22 protein-coding genes and 1 pseudogene are annotated in these 19,784 nt (G+C 63.2%); 11 read left to right on the forward strand and 12 right to left on the reverse strand.

Annotation, left to right across the window (positions count from 1 at the left end; genetic code table 11):
• Positions 1–42 precede the first annotated feature (42 nt).
• Complete coding sequence (locus AC1DZP_RS29380) at positions 43–1,272, reverse strand: GNAT family N-acetyltransferase (protein WP_477307225.1); 1,230 nt, start codon at positions 1,270–1,272, stop codon at positions 43–45.
• 91 nt (positions 1,273–1,363) lie between these two features.
• Between AC1DZP_RS29380 and AC1DZP_RS29385 the strand changes: the two genes are divergently transcribed.
• Entirely contained in the window at positions 1,364–2,422 is a 1,059-nt protein-coding gene (locus tag AC1DZP_RS29385) for a polysaccharide deacetylase family protein (RefSeq protein ID WP_477307227.1), read from the forward strand.
• Positions 2,423–2,445: 23 nt separating this feature from the next.
• Here AC1DZP_RS29385 and AC1DZP_RS29390 read toward each other — a convergent pair whose 3' ends face one another.
• Positions 2,446–2,661 (reverse strand): DUF2842 domain-containing protein, encoded by a 216-nt coding sequence (locus AC1DZP_RS29390; RefSeq protein ID WP_457152663.1) that lies wholly within the window; start codon positions 2,659–2,661, stop codon positions 2,446–2,448.
• Positions 2,662–2,847: 186 nt separating this feature from the next.
• On the opposite strand from AC1DZP_RS29390, the gene AC1DZP_RS29395 reads away from it, so the two are divergent.
• A complete protein-coding gene (locus tag AC1DZP_RS29395; RefSeq protein WP_457152662.1) occupies positions 2,848–3,939 on the forward strand; it encodes a COX15/CtaA family protein in 1,092 nt (363 codons plus the stop codon).
• Positions 3,940–4,062: 123 nt separating this feature from the next.
• Here the strand turns inward: AC1DZP_RS29395 and AC1DZP_RS29400 are convergent, their stop codons facing one another.
• The 4 genes from AC1DZP_RS29400 to speB all read right to left on the reverse strand — a co-directional run bounded on the left by AC1DZP_RS29400 (position 4,063) and on the right by speB (position 7,276).
• Positions 4,063–4,386, reverse strand: a complete 324-nt coding sequence (locus AC1DZP_RS29400; protein WP_477307229.1) for a hypothetical protein — start codon at positions 4,384–4,386, stop codon at positions 4,063–4,065.
• A gap of 82 nt (positions 4,387–4,468) precedes the next feature.
• Positions 4,469–5,311 (reverse strand): aminoglycoside phosphotransferase family protein, encoded by an 843-nt coding sequence (locus AC1DZP_RS29405; RefSeq protein WP_477307301.1) that lies wholly within the window; start codon positions 5,309–5,311, stop codon positions 4,469–4,471.
• The gene (gene argC / locus AC1DZP_RS29410; RefSeq protein ID WP_095081229.1) at positions 5,308–6,234 is read right to left on the reverse strand and encodes an N-acetyl-gamma-glutamyl-phosphate reductase; all 927 of its coding nucleotides are present in this window, start codon (positions 6,232–6,234) and stop codon (positions 5,308–5,310) included. Before argC ends, AC1DZP_RS29405 begins: the two co-directional genes overlap by 4 nt.
• Positions 6,235–6,265: 31 nt before the next feature.
• Entirely contained in the window at positions 6,266–7,276 is a 1,011-nt protein-coding gene (speB, locus tag AC1DZP_RS29415; RefSeq protein WP_095081232.1) for an agmatinase, read from the reverse strand.
• A gap of 124 nt (positions 7,277–7,400) precedes the next feature.
• Here speB and AC1DZP_RS29420 point away from each other — a divergent pair, with 124 nt between their 5' ends.
• The 3 genes and pseudogenes from AC1DZP_RS29420 (at position 7,401) to AC1DZP_RS29430 (ending at position 10,897) form a co-directional block, all read left to right on the forward strand.
• Positions 7,401–8,609: an acyltransferase family protein gene (locus tag AC1DZP_RS29420; RefSeq protein WP_477307231.1), complete on the forward strand. Its 1,209-nt coding sequence runs from the start codon at positions 7,401–7,403 to the stop codon at positions 8,607–8,609.
• Between the two features lie 94 nt (positions 8,610–8,703).
• Positions 8,704–9,423, forward strand: a pseudogene (locus AC1DZP_RS29425) (PI-PLC domain-containing protein); the annotation flags it as partial.
• An 85-nt stretch (positions 9,424–9,508) separates the two neighbouring features.
• Positions 9,509–10,897, forward strand: coding sequence for an MFS transporter (locus AC1DZP_RS29430; RefSeq protein ID WP_477307233.1), 1,389 nt, complete (start codon positions 9,509–9,511; stop codon positions 10,895–10,897).
• Between the two features lie 78 nt (positions 10,898–10,975).
• Here AC1DZP_RS29430 and AC1DZP_RS29435 read toward each other — a convergent pair whose 3' ends face one another.
• Entirely contained in the window at positions 10,976–11,854 is an 879-nt protein-coding gene (locus AC1DZP_RS29435) for an aldo/keto reductase family oxidoreductase (RefSeq protein WP_477307235.1), read from the reverse strand.
• A gap of 94 nt (positions 11,855–11,948) precedes the next feature.
• Here AC1DZP_RS29435 and AC1DZP_RS29440 point away from each other — a divergent pair, with 94 nt between their 5' ends.
• Positions 11,949–12,848 carry a LysR family transcriptional regulator gene (locus AC1DZP_RS29440; RefSeq protein WP_477307237.1) on the forward strand — a complete coding sequence of 300 codons (900 nt, stop codon included), beginning with the start codon at positions 11,949–11,951 and terminating at the stop codon, positions 12,846–12,848.
• 202 nt (positions 12,849–13,050) lie between these two features.
• Here AC1DZP_RS29440 and rpsI read toward each other — a convergent pair whose 3' ends face one another.
• The 5 genes from rpsI to AC1DZP_RS29465 form a co-directional block, all read right to left on the reverse strand.
• Positions 13,051–13,533 carry a 30S ribosomal protein S9 gene (gene rpsI / locus AC1DZP_RS29445; RefSeq protein ID WP_457152847.1) on the reverse strand — a complete coding sequence of 161 codons (483 nt, stop codon included), beginning with the start codon at positions 13,531–13,533 and terminating at the stop codon, positions 13,051–13,053.
• A gap of 1 nt (position 13,534) precedes the next feature.
• On the reverse strand, positions 13,535–13,999 hold the full coding sequence (rplM, locus tag AC1DZP_RS29450; RefSeq protein WP_010915638.1) for a 50S ribosomal protein L13: 465 nt from the start codon (positions 13,997–13,999) through the stop codon (positions 13,535–13,537).
• Positions 14,000–14,257: 258 nt separating this feature from the next.
• Positions 14,258–14,656 carry a type II toxin-antitoxin system HicB family antitoxin gene (locus AC1DZP_RS29455; protein ID WP_477307239.1) on the reverse strand — a complete coding sequence of 133 codons (399 nt, stop codon included), beginning with the start codon at positions 14,654–14,656 and terminating at the stop codon, positions 14,258–14,260.
• Positions 14,657–14,675: 19 nt separating this feature from the next.
• Complete coding sequence (locus tag AC1DZP_RS29460; protein ID WP_477307241.1) at positions 14,676–14,864, reverse strand: type II toxin-antitoxin system HicA family toxin; 189 nt, start codon at positions 14,862–14,864, stop codon at positions 14,676–14,678.
• A gap of 47 nt (positions 14,865–14,911) precedes the next feature.
• Positions 14,912–15,361 (reverse strand): PaaI family thioesterase, encoded by a 450-nt coding sequence (locus AC1DZP_RS29465; protein WP_477307242.1) that lies wholly within the window; start codon positions 15,359–15,361, stop codon positions 14,912–14,914.
• A 212-nt stretch (positions 15,362–15,573) separates the two neighbouring features.
• Between AC1DZP_RS29465 and AC1DZP_RS29470 the strand changes: the two genes are divergently transcribed.
• The 5 genes from AC1DZP_RS29470 to AC1DZP_RS29490 all read left to right on the forward strand — a co-directional run bounded on the left by AC1DZP_RS29470 (position 15,574) and on the right by AC1DZP_RS29490 (position 19,784).
• On the forward strand, positions 15,574–16,395 hold the full coding sequence (locus AC1DZP_RS29470; protein WP_477307244.1) for an enoyl-CoA hydratase: 822 nt from the start codon (positions 15,574–15,576) through the stop codon (positions 16,393–16,395).
• A 2-nt stretch (positions 16,396–16,397) separates the two neighbouring features.
• On the forward strand, positions 16,398–16,820 hold the full coding sequence (locus AC1DZP_RS29475; RefSeq protein WP_477307246.1) for a VOC family protein: 423 nt from the start codon (positions 16,398–16,400) through the stop codon (positions 16,818–16,820).
• Between the two features lie 160 nt (positions 16,821–16,980).
• Complete coding sequence (locus AC1DZP_RS29480) at positions 16,981–17,745, forward strand: GNAT family N-acetyltransferase (protein ID WP_477307248.1); 765 nt, start codon at positions 16,981–16,983, stop codon at positions 17,743–17,745.
• Positions 17,732–18,253 carry a CoA-binding protein gene (locus tag AC1DZP_RS29485; protein ID WP_477307250.1) on the forward strand — a complete coding sequence of 174 codons (522 nt, stop codon included), beginning with the start codon at positions 17,732–17,734 and terminating at the stop codon, positions 18,251–18,253. Before AC1DZP_RS29480 ends, AC1DZP_RS29485 begins: the two co-directional genes overlap by 14 nt.
• Before the next feature lie 250 nt (positions 18,254–18,503).
• Positions 18,504–19,784: an O-acetylhomoserine aminocarboxypropyltransferase gene (locus AC1DZP_RS29490; protein ID WP_095081250.1), complete on the forward strand. Its 1,281-nt coding sequence runs from the start codon at positions 18,504–18,506 to the stop codon at positions 19,782–19,784.

Consider the following 19,784-nt stretch of genomic DNA (forward strand, 5'->3'; position numbering starts at 1 on the left):
CTGAGTCAAACCCGCCCTTAGAGAAGCCCTGAATTTCCGAAACTAGCTCTCATTCTCGCCGGTCGTGGGCGCTGCTTGTCCGGCAGTCTTGCGGCGCAGCATCTTGGTCAGCTTCCAGATCGTCGGACTGTTCTTGATGAAGGCTTTGAACCTTGCGCCTTGCCGGAGCGTCACCGCCAGCGCGCGCCCCTTCAGCGTCAAGGGAACCAGCACCTCGAAATGCTGGGTTTCGATATCGCACCATAGCCGCTTGTAGGGCTCGTCGCCGACAGAKAAGTCATAGACGGCAAAACCGGTCTCGCAGGCTTCCTGGATGTTGTCGAAGAACAGGAAGTCGCCGGGACTGGTGTTGCCGAGATCGTCCTCGGCGATCGCTCCGAACTCGCAGATCAGGCGCTTGCCCGAGCGGCTTGATCCGGTGACGGCGCGGAGCTTGCCGGCCACCTCGAGCCCGTGCAGCACGAAGGAGGGCTTGTCCTCGGCAAGCGCGTGCGTGAACAGCGACCGGAAGAAGGCGCGCACCTGCTCGTCGCCAAAGACGTTGGAGATGCCCATCTTGCGGAAGCGGAATTCCTTCATCTCGAAAAAGGCATCGAGCAGCCTGTCCACCTCGTCCGCCGTGCGCGCCTCGATGCGCCGGTGGGCGCCGACGGCCTCGAACTTGCGCATCTGCGAGCGGTGCTTCTTGCGCTTGCGCTTGCCGCTGGCGCGCAACAGCAGCGCATCGAAGCCACCGCCGAGATCGACGGCCAGCGACAAGTTTGGGCTGGCAAAATGGTCAAGCAAGGCGAGTGGATTGGTGACACCGTCGAGATCGGGCAGCAACCGCTCGAGCGCGACGAGATCGATGTCCGGGCGTGCCTTGGCGATGGTCGCCAACAGCGATCGAATGGCCGGGATATCCGCCCTGGCCAGCCACTGCGGATCAGCGGCGACGAAGTTGCCGTTGGCGTGGCGGTCGCCCATGAAGCGGGCGACGCGGTACGGACCTTTCGCGGTGACCTCCAGGGCCAGCGAAAAAACCGGCCGGCCTTCGGCGCTGAGCGTCGCTATGAGCAGATCCGGTCCGACCTGCTCGGCCCAGTTCAGTATCCAGCCGGCACTCTGCGCCGGCGCAAACAGAGCCGAGCGGCAGAACCCGGCATAGGCCGCAAGCCCTTCCGCGGATGTCACGGAAATCGACAGGCCGGCCTGGTCTCCCGGCAAGGCTCGCGGCGACGCCTCGGTCGCAGCGAGCCGATTGCCGTCAAATGACGCTGTTGCGTCAACCATACCTCAATCCTTAGGGCGTACTGATGGCGATTTGGGGAGCCGCATAGGCGCATTCCGTGCTTGGTTTAGCCTAGGCGCAAAAGGTGAATGAATGATCGACGGGGGCGAGGCAATCCGGAAACTGGCGCTGAACGTCGCCCGTTATTCCGGTCTTGCACCGCTGGCCAAGCCGTTCATCGGCGGCATTGGCGCCATACTTATGCTGCACCGCGTGACCGCGACGCCCGAAAAGCCCGATAGCGTCAACCGCCATCTGAACATCGCGCCTGGCTTCCTCGATGCTGTGATCGCCGACATGAAGGCGAGCGGCTATGCCTTTGTTTCCATGGATGAAGCGGTCGAGCGCATCAAGGCGGGCGGCAAGGGTGGCGAGTTCGCAACCATCACCGCCGATGACGCCTATCGCGACAACATGACGGAGGCGCTGCCGGTGCTGGAGAAGCACGGCGCGCCGATGACCATCTATGTCGCGCCCGGGCTGATCAACGGCACCGCCGATTTGTGGTGGGATGTGGTCGAGGACATCGTCAACGCGCGCGACAGCCTCACCCTGACGCGGCCGAATGGCCCGCTGGTGATCGACTGCTCGACCCCTGCGAAGAAGTTACAGGCCAATATACGCCTGCATGTCTATCTCACCTCCGAAGTCCGCGAGGAAGCCCTGCAAGCCGTGCTGCGTGACCTGGCTCGCTCGAATGGCGTCGACGCCGACGGCCCGCGCCTGCGGACATTGATGAACTGGGATGAAATCCGCCGCATCGCCACGCATCCGCTGGTGGCGGTTGGCGCCCACACGATCAACCACAGCAATCTGAAGCGGCTTTCCGAAACCGATGCGCGGCACGAGATCGGCGCCGTGGGTGACATGCTGCAGGCCGAACTGGGCGAAAGGCCCAGCCATTTCGCCTATCCCTATGGCTATGCCAGGGCGGTGGGCTGCCGCGAAGTGGGTTTTGCCCGCGACGCCGGCTATGCCTCCGCCGTGACCACGCGCCATGGCGTGCTGCGCGCCGAACATGCCGGGTTCCTGCATGCCTTGCCGCGCATTTCAGTCAACGGCCGCTACCAGAGCCTCGCTCATATCCGCACCATGCTGTCGGGCGTGACCACGCCGCTCGCCAACGCCGGCAAGATGCTCGTGACGATCTGACTGCTGCGGGGCCGGGTTCCGGTTCAGCGCTTCGCCTTCGGCTCCAGCATCAGCCACTTGATGATGCCCATCGCCGGCAGCACCCACAGCAGGCCGCTGAGCAGGAAGAACAGGAAATGCACCCACGGGCTCGACTCCGAGAGCCGGGCGACCGCGAAGATCGATGCGACCAGCGCGTAGATGATGACCAGCGCCACCAGCAGGAACGCTCCGATCAGCTTTTTCAGGCGCACGGGCATGGTTGGCCTCCTGGTCTAGGCCGCCGGGACCTCGCAGGTCCGGCAAGCTCTTGGCTTCGCATAGGCCTTGACGCGACCCTGTGCAACCGGTGAGACGCGGCGCGACGGCGTGCCGCGCCGTCTGGTCTTGCCAGCAAGGGTGCGATGGTCCACCAATCCGCCAAACCAACCTGCCGGGACAAGACCATGGCTGCCATATCAGCTGCCGCGCCCTTCATGGCCCGCGACCGCGACCTGTACAATCGGGCGCTGCTGCGCGGCTGGCTCTATGTGGTGGTGCTGGTGCTGTTTGCGCTGGTGCTGGTCGGCGGCGCCACCAGGCTCACCGGTGCCGGCCTGTCGATCACGGAGTGGAAGCCGATCCATGGCGTGATACCGCCGCTCAACGACGCCGAGTGGCAGGAGGAATTCCAGCTCTACCAGCAGATCCCGCAATATGCCGAGCTCAACAAGGGCATGAGCATCGAGGCGTTCAAGTCGATCTTCTGGTGGGAATGGGCGCACCGCATCCTGGCGCGCAGCGTCGGCCTGGTGTTTGCCTTGCCGCTGCTGTTCTTCTGGGCGACGCGCCGCATCGAGCGCGGCCTGGGGCCAAAATTGGTGGGCATCCTTTTGCTCGGCGGCCTGCAGGGCGCCATCGGCTGGTGGATGGTGGCCTCGGGGCTGGTCGACCGGGTTTCGGTCAGCCAGTACCGGCTGGCAACCCATCTGACGCTGGCGGCGCTGATCTTCACCGCCACCATGGTCGTTGCGCGTGGGCTGGCGCCGCATTCCGAACCCGCCGCCGACCGCTCGACGCAGAGGCTGGCCGGTTTCATCGTGTTTCTGGCGTTGATCCAGATCTATCTCGGCGGCCTGGTCGCCGGGCTCGACGCCGGCCTGAGCTACAACACCTGGCCGCTGATGGACGGCAAGCTCATCCCTGGTGATTTGCTGATCCTCGAGCCGGCGTGGCGCAATTTCTTCGAAAGCCCCAAGACGGTGCAGTTCGTCCACCGGCTCGGCGCCTATACGGTGTTCGTCGTGGCCTTGTGGCACATGATCGCCACGCGTCGGCGCCTTCCTGGAACAACGCACGCCCGCCGCGCCACGCTGCTGTTTGCGCTGGTTTTGGTGCAGGCTTCGATCGGCATCGGCACGCTGCTGATGCACGTGCCGCTGCATATGGCACTGACCCATCAGGGGTTTGCGCTCATCGTGCTGGGCTTTGCCGCCGCTCATTGGCGCGGCACCAAGGGTGCCTATCCCTTGCCGCACGAAATCGCGCTCAGGAGCTGATCCCTAAGAGCAGTTCACCGTTTCACGGAAACGGTGAACTGCTCCATCTCTTTGTTTTGACGCAATTCCGGACGGAAAACCCGTTTCACACTTTTCCTGGAATTGCTTCAGCCGATCGGCCGTTCACATCCAGAATTCGTTTGACGCTGTCGTCTTCTCGCCGTCGAATTCGGCCTGGCGCAAGGCTGCGGCGGATGGCGTTGACTGKTTCTGAGCGGCCTTGGCCGCCTTGTCGGCGTCGGCGGCCCTGAGTGCATCAAGTTTGGCCTGGGCGACAGCGATATCCTGCTGCACCTGGGCGGCCTGGACCTGGTCCTTGATCGCCTTGGCCTGGTCTTCCAGATCCTGGATCTGCTTTTCGAGCGCGGCTTCCTGGGCTGCATTGCTCGATGAACTGGACGAAGCATACTGGGTTGCCTGGGAGGAACCCGAAATCGCGCTGACCATGACAATTCCCTGATGGAGCCACGCAATGTGAGTAGCCCATCATGGTGAACAAGCCCTTACCGTCGCCGGTTGACCGGCTGGATCAGAAGCTTGGCCGCACCGCCCGGATCGCCTTGGCGATCGACAATTCGCGGTTCTCCTCGACCGCGTTGTCGTCTTCGTGATGCCAGGATGCCGACAGGCAACCATAGGCGATCGCATGATCAAGAATGGCGCGCGGAGCCTGGCCCAGCGTTTTGGCGAAGACCTCGGCCATATCCGCGATCCGCTCCGGATCGAGGCAAAGATCGTCCCGGTCGAGCGGGTTGTAGAACATGTTCGCGGCGTCGAAGCCGGGATCGCCAAGCACACCCTTCGGGTCGATTGCCAGCCAGCCGCGCGACCCGTGCAGGATGTTGTCGTGATGCAGGTCGCCATGCAGAGGCATGATATCGTGCGGATCGGCCAGCAACCGATCGGCGATTGCCGCGGCCTCGACATAGAGACTGTCATGGCCGGCGTTGCGGTCGCCCGCGGCTTTCCTGAACAGGCTGGCAAACCGCTCCCTGAGCGGCTGCAACTCGGGCGGGAAGGGGTCTTTCCCAGGCGAAAACAGTTTCGCCATCACTTCGGCCGCGATTTCAGTGGCGGCGTTGTCGCCCTCTTTGTCGAGAACCTGCTGCAGCAGGGTTTCACCGGCATATTCGAGCAGCATGCTGTGGTCGTCGCGGCCAAGCAGGCGCACCGCACCCTGGCCGCGCCGCCAGGCGAGATAATGCTCGCCGCGCAATTCGTCGGCGACATCATCGAAAGGCTTGAGCGCCTTGACGATCGCCGGCGAACCATCCTCCTGCCGAACCTTCCAGATGCGGCTCGAAAAGGTCTCGGCGATGAGTTTGGGCGCGCTGACCCTCCAGCGCGTCGGAAATACTGGTGCGTCCATCAGAGGCCGAGCATCAAGTCCATGTTCTGCACGGCGGCACCCGAGGCGCCCTTGCCGAGATTGTCATAGACCGCCAGCAGCAGAGCCTGTGCGCGTTTGTCGTTGGCGAAGACGTAGACCTTCATCCGGTTGGTGCCGTTGTAGATCTCCGGATCGATCTCCGGCATGCGCTCCAGATGCGCATAGGGCGCCACCTCGACCACACCGCCCTCGATGGCGGCGAAATGGTCGGCAATCGCCGCATGAAGCTCCGCACCCGTCGGCACATGGTCGAGACCACCGAGTTGCAGGGGCACCACCGTAATCATGCCTTGTGCGAAATTGCCCACCGCCGGCTGCATGATCGGATCATGCGACAGCCTGGCATAGGCCCTGAGTTCAGGCACGTGCTTGTGCTGCAAGGTGAGGCCATAGGGCAGGAACTCCGAGGCGTTCTCGCCCTTGGCGACATAGTCCTCGATCATCGGCCGTCCGCCGCCCGAATAGCCGGAAATACCGTTGACCGTGATCGGGAAGTCCGCCGGCAGCAGGCCGGCGGTGACCAGCGGCCGCAGCGTCGCGATCGGTCCCTGCGGCCAGCAGCCGGGGTTGGCGACGCGTTTTGCCGAGGCGATCGTCTTTGCCTGTTCCTTGTCCATCTCGGCGAAACCATAAGCCCAGCCTTCGGCGACGCGATGCGCGGTCGAGGCGTCGATGACCTTGGTGGTGTCGTTGGCGATCAGCGAGACGCTTTCCTTCGCCGCGTCATCGGGGAGGCACAGGATGGCGACATCGGCGGCATTGAGGAACTCGGCGCGCGCCGCCGTTTCCTTGCGGCGCTCGGCAGGAACGGAGATGATTTCCAGGTCACCGCGCTCGGCAAGCAGCGCCCTGATCTGCAGGCCGGTGGTGCCGTGTTCGCCGTCGATGAAGATTTTCGGTTTCATTTGCCTGATCAAATTCCCTGATATTTCAAGACTATATGCCCTGACCGTGATTCACCGCGGCACCGTTGTGGTTGCCGTTGTTGTTCAGCTCTTCCAGCCGGGCCTTTCGTTCGGCCAGCAGGCCGAGATACTGCATGGCCACCATCGAGCCGGCGATCGCCGTTATATCGGCGTGATCATAAGCCGGCGCAACCTCGACGACATCGGCGCCGACAATATCGATCTGGTTGAGCTGGCGAAGCGTCGACAGGATTTTTGCCGAGGACGGCCCACCGGCAACCGGCGTTCCGGTACCGGGCGCATAGGCCGGGTCAAGGCAGTCGATGTCGAAGGTGAGATAAGTCTTCTTGCCGCCGGTGCGGTCGACGATGGCATAGGCGATATCGGACGCGCGCATCTCCTCGATTTCGTGACCGTAGAGGATCTTTATGCCGAACGTGTCGGGCGCGTGGGTGCGGATGCCGATCTGGATCGAGCGGTCCGGATCGATGATGCCTTCATTGACGGCACGGCCGACGAAAGAGCCGTGGTCGATGCGCTTGCCGTCGTCCGGCCAGGTGTCCTGATGGGCATCGAACTGCACCAGGGCGAGCGGCCCGTGGATGGCGGCATGCGCCTTGAGCAACGGCCAGGTGACGAAATGGTCACCGCCGAGCGACAACAGGAAGGCGCCGGATTTGAGGATCTTCGCCGCTTCGCGCTCGATCGTGCCGGGCGTCTTCTGGTGGTTGCCCGAATCGAGCAGGCAATCGCCATAGTCGACCACCGCGAGATGCTCGAACAGATCGCGTGAAAACGGGTATTGCGGGTCGTTGTCGAGGATCGCCGAGGCGCGGCGGATCGCCTGCGGCCCGAAGCGGGCGCCGGGCCGGTTGGTGACGGCGGCGTCGAACGGAATGCCCCATATCACCGCGTCCGCGCCCTTCACGTCCTTCGTATATTTGCGCCGCATGAACGACAGCGCGCCGGAATAGGTCGGCTCGAGGGCCGCGCCCGTTTTGGAGCGGGCGGTGAAGGCATGGTCGATGTTGTTGGTCGCCATTACGGGTCCTTGTTTTTCATCGGGGTGCAACAACTACAGAACCGGCACGGAAGATGCCAGTCACAGCTTGGGGAGACGAAATGGCGCCCCTCAAGTGCCATGGCAAAACAGGATTTGTATCATCATGACGCAGACCGCGTTTCTTAATCCTCCCCGCGCCGTGGTGTCGACCCACAGCGGCACGATTGCCGGCGAACGCTTCCTGGTTCTCGATTCGTGGCGCGGCATCTGCGCGCTGATGGTGGCGCTGTTTCACTTCCCGACCGGTTCGACGATTTCGCAAAGCGCCTTCATCGGTTCGTCCTACCTCTTCGTCGACTTCTTCTTCGTTCTTTCCGGTTTCGTCATTGCCAGCAGCTACGGCAGCCGGCTCAGCCAGCCGGAAGAAGTGGCTCGCTTCGCCCTGATCCGCTTTGGCCGCATCTACCCGCTGCATTTGCTCATGCTGGCCGCTCTCGCCGGCTTCGAGCTGCTGCGGCTGGCGTTGCCGCAACTGCACGGCACCGGGGCAGCTCCCTTCACCGGAGGTTTCGACCTCAGGAGCCTGCTTGCCAATCTTCTCTTGCTGCAAGGCGTCGGCTTCGAGGATCACCTGACCTGGAATGCGCCAAGCTGGAGCATTTCGGCGGAGTTCTTCGCCTATCTGCTGTTTGCGGGCGTGGTCTTCGTCGCCGGCGAGCTCGCCTGGATATGGTTCGTCGGCGCTGCCGTCACCACGCCGCTGTTCCTGCTTGGCTTCTCGACCAATCATATGGATGTGTCCTTCGATTTCGGCTTCATCCGCTGCCTGTACGGCTTCTCGCTCGGCGCCTTGCTTGCCTGGTTTCAGCATGATTCCATTGCAGGGGCGCGACAGGCCCTGGCCAGGGGCGGCCCGCGCATGGCCTGGACCCTTGCCGAGATCGTCATGGTCGCCGTCATCGTGGTTTTTGTCTCGCTGTCGGGCGACAATGATTTCGGCATCGCGGCACCCTTGGTGTTCGCGCTCGCGCTGTTCCTCTTCGCGCATGAAGGCGGCTGGATCAGTGCCCTGCTGAGGACGCCGTTCATGCTGACGCTCGGCGCGCTGTCCTATTCGATCTACATGGTCCACATCTTCGTCCAGGCACGCTTGATCAACATCGCCGGGCTCGTCGAGCGCAAGCTTGGCCTGGGCCTGATCGACGACATCGTGCTGCGCGGCCAGCCGGCGACCGGCTTCGGCGCCGGCTGGACAGGGGCCGTGGCGATCATCGTCATGCTTGTCGCCACCATCGCCGCCTCCTGGATCACCTGGCGTTTCGTCGAGATGCCGGCCATGGCCTGGTTCCGCCGGCTGTCGAAACGCATCTGAACCGAACATGATCCGGAAACGCGGACGCCAGTTTTCGGAAAAGACCATGCTTGAGTAAGACGACCTCTAGCCGGCTTCGTTCACCGGGCTGAAATACACGCTGGCCGAACTGAAGACCTGCCGACTGGTGGTTGAGGGTACCGGCGCCATCACCAATGAGACAGTTTCGACGCTGCGCGAGATGCTGCTGGCGACCAGGGACCAGATCCTCATCAACCTCGACAACAAGCTCGAGGTCGGCGACCTCTCCGGCATGATTGCGGTGGCTCGCGATCTCGGCATGGCCGAACAGGTCATCGTCAAGGAAAACCTTTGGAACGCCACCCGGATTGCCACGGTCAAGGCCGCCATGGATGCCATAGGCGGCGGCTTCCAGTTCATGCCGATCATTGCTGACGACGCGGTGCACGATGCCGCTTTCGCCGAGACGGTCGACCACGCTTTCTCGCCGCGCGCGACCGAGCTGATCAACTGGCGGGCAGGCGCCGAGACGCTGACCGAGACCGGCGGGCCGCTGTTCAGCACGCGCATGCGCGCGGCCGCGGTGCGTGGCAACTGGCACATCTGGGCCGACACCTACGCCATCGTCAACAAGCCAGGCGGCTTCCTCGCGGGCGGCCGCGGCGACGAGCTGGCGGTCCAGGCCAGCCTGCCGCGCGAGACATATGGCTTCTGGGCCGATCGCGGCGCCACCATCATCCAGACCGACGAGCCGAAGGCGGCGATCGACTGGCTGGCGGCGAACGGCTACCGCGTGCCTTACGCCGGACAGGGCGAGCGCATCGAGCCCGCCGCGACCGCCAGCATCAACTGATCTGCCGCCACTGGGATGCCGGCGTTGTTGTCGCAGTGCGTCTGCTGACGGAACGGTGTCAGTTAAGAGCCGTTATCCATGGGACATGTCCGACACCACGCTTTTGAACCGTCCCGCCCATCTCGCCTATGCCTCAACCGTCGCCGCGACCAGTCTCGGCTTCGTGGTGGTGCAACTGGATGTGTCCATCGTCAATGTTGCACTCAACAGGATCGGCTCGGCGCTATCGATGGGCATCGGCGGCCTGCAATGGGTCGTCGACGCCTATACGCTTGTTTTCGCCTCGCTGCTGCTGGCGGGCGGTGCGCTTGGCGACAGGATCGGCGCCCGCCGTGTTTTCGTCGGCGGTATGGCGCTGTTCAGCATTGCCTCGCTGGTCTGCGGCCTGGCGCAAAGTGCCTGGGTGCTGATCGCGGCGCGCGCCGTGCAGGGCGCGGGTGCTGCCTTGTTGATGCCGTGTTCGCTGGCGCTCCTCAACCGCGCCTATGCCTCTGACAAGGCACGCCGGGCACGCGCCGTAGGCCTGTGGACGGCAGCCGGCGGCATCGCGCTGTCGGCCGGGCCGGTGCTCGGCGGCTTCATGGTCGCGTCACTCGGCTGGGCCAGCATCTTTCTCGTCAACCTGCCGATCGGCGCCCTCGCCATCTGGATGGCTTACCGGTTTCTTCAGGAGACGCCGCTCAAGGCCGAGAAGCCGCCGATCGACTGGGCCGGGCAGGGACTTGTCGTCCTGACGCTGTTCGCGCTGACCGGCGCCTTCATCGAAGCCGGCTCGTCGGGTTGGTCGTCGGTCCCGGTGATTGGCGGTCTGTTGCTGGCGGTCGTTGCCGGAAGCTTCTTCCTGATGGTCGAGAGCAGGACAAGGGCCCCGATGTTTCCACTCGGCCTGTTCGCCAGCCGCGTCCCGGCGGTGACGAGTCTCGTCGGGCTGGCGGTGAACCTGACGCTTTACGGCACGATCTTCATGCTCAGCCTCTATTTCCAACAGGAAAGGCATTTTTCGCCTGAGATGACCGGGCTCGCCTTTCTGCCGTTCATGGCGGCCGTCACCGTGTCGAACATCGCCGCCGGGCGCGTTGCCGCAAACTATGGCCCACGGTTGCCGATGGCGATCGGTCTGTTTGTCGGCGCGGGCGGTTTCGGCCTGATGGCGTTGATCCAGGCCGACACGTCGTATCTGTCGCTGCTGTGGCGGCTGTTGTTCCTACCGGTGGGCATCGGTCTTGCCGTCCCCGCCATGACCACGGCGCTGCTGTCTGCGGTGCCAATGGAGATGTCGGGGACCGCCTCGGGGATGCTCAACACCGTGCGCCAGTCAGGCGGCGCCATCGGCGTGGCGCTATTTGGCTCGGCATTGGCGCTGGGCACGATCCACGGCATGCAACTGGCATTCCTGGCCTCGGCGCTTGCGGTGGCCGGCTCGGCGCTCTGCGCGTTCCTGTTCATCCGTGATGCGGACCATTTCGCCGGATAGGAATGCCCAATGCAAAAGGCCGCACACAGGCGGCCTTTTCAAGATCGTTGGTCGAGCACTGCTACCGCAGGATGCCGGTCAGGCCGCGGCGACGCTCGCCATACCATCCAATTCCCTGAGCACCTCATCCGAAAGCGTGAGTTCGGCAGCAGCGAGGTTCTCCCGCAGATGCGCGACCGACGATGTGCCGGGGATCAGCAGGATGTTGGGCGCGCGCTGGAGCAGCCAGGCGAGCGCAACCTGCATCGGGGTGGCGCCGAGGCGTTGCGCCACATCGGAGAGCGTCGAAGACTGCAGCGGGTTGAAGCCGCCGAGCGGGAAGAACGGCACGTACGCAATGCCGTCACGAGCGAGGTCGTCGATCAGGGCGTCGTCGCCGCGATGCGCCAGATTGTACTGGTTCTGCACACAGACGATCTCGGCGATCCGGCGTCCTTCCCTGATCTGGGTAGGTGTCACGTTGCTCAGTCCGATATGCCTGACCAGGCCTTGGCGTTGCAGTTCGGCCAGCACGGTGAGCGGCTCTTCGATCGACCCTTCGGCGGGACCATGCGTGTCGAACATGATGCGCAAATTGACCACGTCGATCACCTCGGGGCCGAGATTGTGCAGATTGTCGTGCACCGCCTGGGTTAGCGCTTCGGCGGAAAAGGCCTGCAGCCATGATCCATCCGCGCCGCGCCGGGCGCCGATCTTGGTCACGATGACCAGATCCTTGGGGTAGGGGGCCAGCGCCTCGCGGATCAGCCGGTTGGTGACGTGCGGGCCGTAGAAGTCGCTGGTGTCGATATGGTCGATCCCTTGCGCAACGGCCTCGCGCAGCACGGCCACTGCCGCGTTATGGTCCTTGGGCGGCCCAAACACACCGGGCCCGGCGAGCTGCATGGCCCCGTAGCCGAGCCGCTTCACGGTGTGGCTGCCAAGGGTGAAAGTGCCGGCCTGTTGGATAGTGGACATGATGATTGATCTCCTTTGAGGCGGCGAAGATAGGTGCTGCTCAATCTTGTGATAATCAGGTACAATCCACACAGGCTGTACGGAATTACGAACAATGATGGATCTCGGTGATCTGAACGCCTTCGTGGCGGTGGCGCGCGCCGGGGGCTTTCGCGATGGTGCGCGCGCCAGCGGCGGCAGCGCCTCGGGCTTGAGCGAAGCGGTGCGTCGCCTGGAAGTGCAGCTCGGCGTCAGGCTGTTCAACCGCACCACGCGCAGCGTTGTCCCGACCGAGGCCGGTCTCAGCCTGCTGGAGCGGCTGGGTCCGGCGCTGTCGGAGGTGGAGGCCGCCCTCGATGTGGTGAATGGCTTTCGCGACAGGCCGGCGGGCTCGTTGCGTCTCAATGTGCCGGTCAGCGCCGCGCGGCTGATATTGCCCGACATCGTCCCAGGCTTCCTCGCCGCCTTCCCCGGTATCCGGCTGGAGGTGATCGCCGACGAGAATTTTGTCGACGTGCTGGCGGCCGGCTGCGACGCCGGCATCCGCTACGACGAGCGGCTGGAGCAGGACATGATCGCGGTGCCGATCGGACCGCGCCTGCAGCGTTTCGCCACCGCCGCCAGCCCTGCCTATCTCGATCGCCATGGGCGGCCGCAACATCCGGGCGACCTGCTCGGCCATGCCTGTGTGCGCGGCCGCTTTGCCAGCGGCGCGATGCTGCCGTGGGAATTCGAGCGCGACGGCGAGGTGGTGCGCATCGATCCGACAGGGCCGCTGATCGTGCGGATCGGCGGGGCGACCGATCTGGCCGTCGATGCGGCCATCGCCGGCACCGGCATCATCGGCCTGTTCGAGGGCTGGCTTCGCCCTCACTTCGAAAGCGGCGCGCTTGAACCGATTCTCGAACCGTGGTGGCAGAGCTTCTCCGGGCCGTTCCTGTATTATCCGGGCCGCCGCCTCGTGCCGGCCCCGCTGCGGGCGTTCATCGACTATATCAAGGCCGGCAGACCCTGACACCTGCGCCAGGCATGAATTGCGCCGGCGCCATCACCCCACCCGGCGCCGACCTCCCCATCGAGGGGAGGTAGGGTGCCGCGCTCTTTACTTCCCCTTGATGGGGAGGTCGCGCCGAAGGCGCGGGTGGGATGATGGCGGAGCCGCAAAACAAAAAGGCCGCCCGAAGGCGGCCTTTTCGATTGGCAAAACTGCGGAGCGCTTAGCGCTTCGAGAACTGGAAGCTGCGGCGGGCTTTCGCCTTGCCGTACTTCTTGCGCTCGACGACGCGGCTGTCGCGGGTCAGGAAGCCGCCCTTCTTGAGTACGGCGCGCAGCGCCGGCTCGTAGTAGGTCAGCGCCTTGGAGATGCCGTGGCGCACCGCGCCGGCCTGGCCCGAGAGGCCGCCGCCGATGACGGTGGCGACGATGTCGTACTGGCCTGAACGGTTCGAGGCGATGATCGGCTGGTTGAGGATCATCTGCAGGACCGGACGCGCGAAATAGGTCGCGAATTCCTTGTCGTTGACGATGATCTTGCCGGAACCCGGCTTCACCCAGACACGCGCGATGGCGTTCTTGCGCTTGCCGGTGGCGTAGGCGCGGCCCGACTTGTCGAGCTTCTGGACATGGACGGGTGCCGCGGCCTGCGTGTTGGTGTTGCCGGTGGCGGCGCCCAGTTCTGCGAGCGAGGAAAGCTCAGCCATCTTATGCGACCTTCTTGTTCTTGGAATTCAGCTTGGCCACGTCGAGAACTTCGGGCTGCTGGGCGACATGCGGATGCTCTGCACCTGCATAGACGCGCAGGTTCTTCATCTGCCGACGGCCGAGCGGGCCACGCGGGACCATACGCTCAACGGCCTTCTCGACGACACGCTCCGGGAAACGACCCTCGAGCAGCTGGCGCGCGGTGCGCTCCTTGATGCCGCCGGGGTGGCCGGTGTGCCAGTAATAGACCTTGTCGGTGAACTTCTTGCCGGTGAACACCACCTTGTCGGCATTGATGACGATGACGTTGTCGCCGTCGTCGACATGCGGGGTGAAGGTCGGCTTGTGCTTGCCGCGAAGATGATTGGCGATGACAGTGGCGAGACGGCCGACGACGAGACCCTCGGCGTCGATCAGGATCCACTTCTTCACCACATCCGCAGGCTTCTGCGAAAAGGTTGTCATGTTTTCTGCTTTCGGTTCGGACCTTCACCAGGGAAGGCGTTTCTTGTTGCTTGGATTGGCGAAGGGCGCTTGCCCGCCGCCAATAACAAAACGGCGGCCTTTGCGGGCCGCTGCTTCGTGAGGGCTTATAGGCGAGGGCAGCCGTCGCGTCAAGGCCATTGGAAGGACCGGTGGCAGGAAAAGTATAGCAGAAACAACGCGTTGGGTAAAAGGTATCATTTTACCACACTCATTTACGGCTCCTGGCCTTGATAGATCTCAGTGCTTTGCCTCGATTTCCTTGCGAGCCGCGCTGGAAAGGAATGCGGATCGCGTAAGGCCTCGCTCAAGCGCGGCAGCGTCGATCGCACGCAAAACGCCGCGCTCGAAAGTCACGTTCGCCCTGACGACGGCGCTGTCATTGTCGATGAGCGGCACCGAGACCAGATAGCCGCCTTGGGCAAGCGCATCGCGTATGTCGGGGAGGGCGACAATCACTTCGTGGCTGGACGGTTCGGGAACGGGCATGTCCTCTGCCCACAATTGCAAGGCTTCAACGGCGTTGGGTACGATGTCTTCGGCTTTGTCCACAGCGGAAAAGCAGCCGGGAATGTCCGGAAAGCGGATGCCGAACGCGCTGTCGGGATCTTTCTCCACCAAGGCGAAATAATTCTTCATCGTGGCCTCCGGACGTCTACTATCTGATCCAACCAGCTTGCTTGGCGATCGCGCGAGCAGTGCCGGTTGGCAGGTCCTTCTCGGGATGCGGAACAATCAACACGATCTCACCCTTGCGGAATTTGTGGTGCGAGCCGCGCACTGAAATCAGATCGAACCCGTCCTCTTTGAGGCGCTTTACGATCTTGCGGCTGTCACGTTCAAGCAATAGTCACCTATGCGCATATATATACACATCTAACGAGAGTTCAATCGTCAGGACCGCTTCGGCGGGATCGAATAGGTTCCGGTGGCATGCGCCACGGTGTGTCCGTCCGGGCCGGCGACGATGTCGATGTCGAACACCATCAGGCTCTTTCCCAGCTTCAGGATCCGGCAATGCCCATCGATCGGCCCGGCCTCGGCCTTGCGGACGAAGTTGATGTCGAGGTTGACTGTAACGGAAAGCGCGTCCGGCCCGGCATGAGAGAGCACGCAGACATAGCCGCCAATATCGGCGAGCGTGAACAGCGACGGACCCGACACTGTGCCACCAGGGCGCAGGTGCCGCTCGTCGGCATTGAGCCGCACGAGGCAACCGCCCGGAAACACGTCGATCGCCTCGTAATGTTTGTACTGGTCGTTGAGCTGGGGATAGACGCTTCCCATCAGCACATTGACTTCCACCGCGGTCAGCACCGGCTTGAGATTGCTCTGGGCGGGCATGGCGGTCTCCCTCGTATGCGCCTGTTTGAACGCGGCCGGGTGTTCTGGCAACACCGTTTCAGCCTTCATTGATGACAATCCTAAGCCACCGGGACAAATGCAGGGCAGCCTTGTCGCTTGTGCCAGCAATCTGTTTGATGGTGTTGGACGAGGCGCGATGGCGTACTAGATTGAAGCATCCACCCACGATCCTGAATCGCGGAGAAACGACCATGGCTGAAATCCTTGCCATCAAGCCTGCCGCCGTTGAAGGTCCGGTTGTCGCACAACTGGAAAAGGGCGTGCTGCGCCTCACGCTTGCCAATCCGCCTGCCAACGCTCTGTCGCTGTCGGTGATGGCGGCGCTGATCGCGGAACTCGAGCGCGCCAAGGCCGACAAGGCGGTTCGCGTCATCGTTCTCTCGGCAGCCGGCAAGGTGTTCTGCGCCGGCCATGATCTCAAGGAAATGACGGCGCGCCGTGCCGATGCCGATCATGGCAAGGCCTTCTTTGCGGAGACGTTTGCGGCCTGTGCCACGCTGATGCAGGCGATCGTGCGTCATCCCTTGCCGGTCATCGCCGAAGTCGACGGCCTTGCCACCGCCGCCGGGCTGCAACTGGTCGCCAGCTGCGACCTGGCGATTGCGTCGCATGAAGCCACCTTCTGCACCCCGGGCGTCAACATCGGGCTGTTCTGCTCGACGCCGATGGTGGCGTTGTCGCGCAACGTCTCGCGCAAGCATGCGATGGAGATGCTGTTGACCGGCGAGACGATCGATGCGGCAACCGCCAAGGAATTCGGCTTGGTCAATCGCGTCGTGCCGCGTGAATATCTGAATCAGATTGTCACCAAATACGCGCAAACCATTGCTTCCAAATCATCTTTGGTGGTCAAGACCGGCAAGGAAGCCTTTTACGCGCAGGCTGAGATGGGATTGGCCGACGCCTATGCCTACACCGGTCGGATCATGGTCGACAACATGCTGGCGCGCGACGCGGAGGAGGGCATTGGCGCCTTCATCGGCAAACGCAAGCCGCAATGGACGGACGAGTAATCGTGGAACCACGCATCTCCATCATCACCATCGCGACCGACGATCTCGACCGCGCCGTGCGCTTCTACGAGGCGATGGGCCTGAGCCGTCATGCCGGCATCACCGACGGCGTCGCCTTTTTCCAGATGGGCGGCGCCATTCTCGGCCTGTTCCCGCGCGCCAGCGCCGAGGAGGATTCGGGCGTTGCCTTCACTGGGGCGCCGTCCGCCGTCTACCTCGCTTACAACACCCGCTCCGATGCCGAAGTCGACGAGGTTCTCGCCATGGCACAGAAAGCCGGCGGTCGCATCGTCAAGCCGGCAGGTCGCGCCTTCTGGGGCGGCTGGTACGGCTATTTCGCCGATGCCGATGGGCATGTCTGGGAAGTGGCGAACAATCCAGCTTTCCCGATCGCGGAAGACGGCACGATTTCGCTGCCCGATTAATGGCTTGTCGCAAGCAGCTGACGCGGCTCAAGGCAGCCTATCTCAAGCGCATCCTGCTTGACCCGGCGCGGGTGGGGAAAAATATCCCTGGAACCTGCCGCCGTTTCGCGGCCACGATTTCGCAGGCCTTTATGGAGGAGGCGCTGAGGGAGAATGATGCGTGATCGCCAATGACGACGATCTCAACTGGCGCAGCGAACAGGCGTGCCGCGAAGCCTGGCCGGCAGCGGCCGAAACCGTCGTCGACGGCTGGCTTCTCAGGCGCTCCGGTGGCCGGACCCGGCGCGCAAACTCGGTCAATCCCCTGCGTGGCAAGCGCGGTGCACCCGACAAGGTCATCGACGCCGCCGAGTCCTTCTATGTCGGTCACGACCAGACGCCGCTGTTTCGGGTGCCTGATATCGCCGATGAGCTCGAAGCCGCACTCGACCATCGCGGTTATCAGCCCGAAGGCGGAACCATCCATCTGTATGCCGGTATCGACGACCTGGCGGAGATCCGCGACGGGCGCGTCACTGTATCGCCGGTGCCCGCCGAAGACTGGCTCGCAGCGCGGTTTCGCATAGGCGCCTACGACGACATCGATCGCCGCGTCTTTCGCGAGATGACGGGGCTGATCGCCGGCGAACGGGCGTTCGTGTCCTGTGAACGCGACAGCGAAATTGCCGCCCTGGCCTATGGCGTCATCCGAAACGGGCTGATTGTGGTGGAATCGGTTGAAACCGACGGCCGCTTCAGGCAGCAAGGCCTGGGCCGCAAGACTGTCGGCCGCCTGATCGACTGGGCACGACGGGCGGGTGCTGACGCGGCATGCCTGCAAGTGGTGGCCGACAATGCGCCAGGCCGCGCGCTCTATGCTTCGCTTGGATTCAGCCGTGAACTTTACCACTACCACTACCGCAGGAAGCCGCATGAACCACGATAGTTACGACAACACCCACATCGCCGGCATCCTCAATTCGGTGAAGACCATCGCCATGGTTGGCGCGTCCGCCAATGACGTGCGGCCAAGCTATTTCGTGCTGAAATATCTGCTGGCCAAGGGCTTTTCGGTGTTTCCGATCAACCCTGGCCAAGCTGGCAAGCAAATCCTCGGCCGTATGACCTATGCCAGGCTGGCCGATGTTCCCGAACCGATCGACATGGTCGACATCTTTCGCGCGGCGTCGGCAGTGCCGGGCATTGTCGATGAGGTGTTGCGGCTCGATCCCTTGCCGAAAGTCCTTTGGATGCAGCTTGGCGTACGCCATGACGAGACAGCCGCACGCGCCGAGGCCGCCGGCATCAAGGTGGTGATGAACCGCTGCCCCAAGATCGAATATGGGAAGCTGTCCGGCGAGATCGGTTGGACTGGTGTCAATTCCGGCGTGCTGTCATCGAAGAAGCCACTGATGCGCCCCGGGTTCCAGAGTTTCGGCGTTCGCCAGAAATGATGCATGTCGCCCAAAAGTGCGCAGCGGCTTGGGATAACGACATGCATCCAAAAGGAGCCTCCAAGGCGCGTCGGATAAAGTCCTTCAAACGCGGCGCGCCTTAGAAGCAAAAATTATTCCGCAAGGCCGTGCATTTTCTCGCGTCCCGGCCGTAGATCGTTCGCCGAAGGGCATTTTCTTCTTTGCATTCGCGTCCGGGCTTCGCCAAGAATGCCCGGCCATTTCAAGAGTTTCAAAAAGAGAGGTTTCGATGACCCGCACGCCCGGTTTCAACACGCTCGCCGTCCATGCCGGCGCCAAGCCTGACCCGGCCACCGGCGCCCGGGCCACGCCGATCTACCAGACGACCTCCTTCGTCTTCGACGATGCCGATCACGCCGCCTCGCTGTTTGGGCTGAAGGCCTTCGGCAATATCTACACCCGCATCATGAACCCGACGCAGGCAGTGCTGGAAGAGCGCATCGCGGCCCTCGAGGGCGGCACGGCGGCTCTTGCGGTCGCCTCCGGCCATGCCGCGCAAGTGATCGTGTTCCACAATCTGATGCAGCCGGGCGACAATTTCGTCGCCGCCAACAAGCTCTATGGCGGTTCGATCAACCAGTTCGGCCATGCCTTCAAGAATTATGGCTGGGAGGTGCGCTGGGCCGACACCAATGACATCTCGACCTTCGAGAGCCAGATCGACGACAGGACCAAGGCGATCTTCATCGAGAGCCTCGCCAATCCGGGCGGCACCTTTGTCGATATCGAGAAGATCGGCGACATCGCGCGCAAGCACGGCCTACCGCTCATCGTCGACAACACGCTGGCCTCGCCCTACCTGATCCGCCCGATCGAGCACGGCGCCGACATCGTCGTCCATTCGCTGACCAAATTCATCGGCGGTCACGGCAATTCGATCGGTGGCGCCATCGTCGACGGCGGCACCTTCGACTGGTCCAAGTCGGGCAAGTACCCGATGCTGTCGGAACCGCGCCCCGAATATGGCGGCCTTATCCTGCACGAAACGTTCGGCAATTTCGCTTTCGCCATTGCCGCACGCGTGCTTGGCCTGCGCGATCTCGGCCCGGCGATTTCGCCGTTCAACGCCTTCCTGATCCTGACCGGCCTGGAAACCTTGCCGCTGCGCATGCAACGCCACTGCGACAACGCCGTGACCGTCGCCGCCTGGCTGTCCAATCACCCCAAGGTCGCCTCGGTGAATTATCCGGGCCTGCCCTCAGACAAGAACCATGCGCTGCAGAAGAAGTACTCGCCGCAAGGCGCCGGCGCCGTGTTCACCTTCGGTCTCAAGGGCGGCTATGACGCCGGCGTCAAATTCGTCGAGGCGCTGGAACTGTTTTCGCACCTTGCCAATGTCGGCGACACCAAGTCGCTGGTCATCCACCCGGCCTCGACCACGCACCGCCAGCTTTCCGACGAGCAGAAGGTCAAGGCCGGAGCCGGTCCGGACACTGTGCGGCTTTCCATCGGCATCGAGGACGTCAACGACATCGTTGCCGACCTCGAACAGGCGCTTGCCAAGGTCTGA

The organism is Mesorhizobium sp. P2_F8 (assembly GCF_056403655.1).

What these genes read in the sequence shown, in the direction of transcription:
- AC1DZP_RS29385 (WP_477307227.1), top strand. Translation starts at nt 1,364, where the DNA reads ATGATCGACGGGGGCGAGGCAATCCGGAAACTGGCGCTGAACGTCGCC.
- AC1DZP_RS29390 (WP_457152663.1), bottom strand. Translation starts at nt 2,661, where the DNA reads ATGCCCGTGCGCCTGAAAAAGCTGATCGGAGCGTTCCTGCTGGTGGCG.
- AC1DZP_RS29395 (WP_457152662.1), top strand. Translation starts at nt 2,848, where the DNA reads ATGGCTGCCATATCAGCTGCCGCGCCCTTCATGGCCCGCGACCGCGAC.
- argC (WP_095081229.1), bottom strand. Translation starts at nt 6,234, where the DNA reads ATGAAACCGAAAATCTTCATCGACGGCGAACACGGCACCACCGGCCTG.
- speB (WP_095081232.1), bottom strand. Translation starts at nt 7,276, where the DNA reads ATGGCGACCAACAACATCGACCATGCCTTCACCGCCCGCTCCAAAACG.
- AC1DZP_RS29420 (WP_477307231.1), top strand. Translation starts at nt 7,401, where the DNA reads ATGACGCAGACCGCGTTTCTTAATCCTCCCCGCGCCGTGGTGTCGACC.
- AC1DZP_RS29430 (WP_477307233.1), top strand. Translation starts at nt 9,509, where the DNA reads ATGTCCGACACCACGCTTTTGAACCGTCCCGCCCATCTCGCCTATGCC.
- AC1DZP_RS29435 (WP_477307235.1), bottom strand. Translation starts at nt 11,854, where the DNA reads ATGTCCACTATCCAACAGGCCGGCACTTTCACCCTTGGCAGCCACACC.
- AC1DZP_RS29440 (WP_477307237.1), top strand. Translation starts at nt 11,949, where the DNA reads ATGATGGATCTCGGTGATCTGAACGCCTTCGTGGCGGTGGCGCGCGCC.
- rpsI (WP_457152847.1), bottom strand. Translation starts at nt 13,533, where the DNA reads ATGGCTGAGCTTTCCTCGCTCGCAGAACTGGGCGCCGCCACCGGCAAC.
- rplM (WP_010915638.1), bottom strand. Translation starts at nt 13,999, where the DNA reads ATGACAACCTTTTCGCAGAAGCCTGCGGATGTGGTGAAGAAGTGGATC.
- AC1DZP_RS29455 (WP_477307239.1), bottom strand. Translation starts at nt 14,656, where the DNA reads ATGAAGAATTATTTCGCCTTGGTGGAGAAAGATCCCGACAGCGCGTTC.
- AC1DZP_RS29465 (WP_477307242.1), bottom strand. Translation starts at nt 15,361, where the DNA reads ATGCCCGCCCAGAGCAATCTCAAGCCGGTGCTGACCGCGGTGGAAGTC.
- AC1DZP_RS29470 (WP_477307244.1), top strand. Translation starts at nt 15,574, where the DNA reads ATGGCTGAAATCCTTGCCATCAAGCCTGCCGCCGTTGAAGGTCCGGTT.
- AC1DZP_RS29485 (WP_477307250.1), top strand. Translation starts at nt 17,732, where the DNA reads ATGAACCACGATAGTTACGACAACACCCACATCGCCGGCATCCTCAAT.
- AC1DZP_RS29490 (WP_095081250.1), top strand. Translation starts at nt 18,504, where the DNA reads ATGACCCGCACGCCCGGTTTCAACACGCTCGCCGTCCATGCCGGCGCC.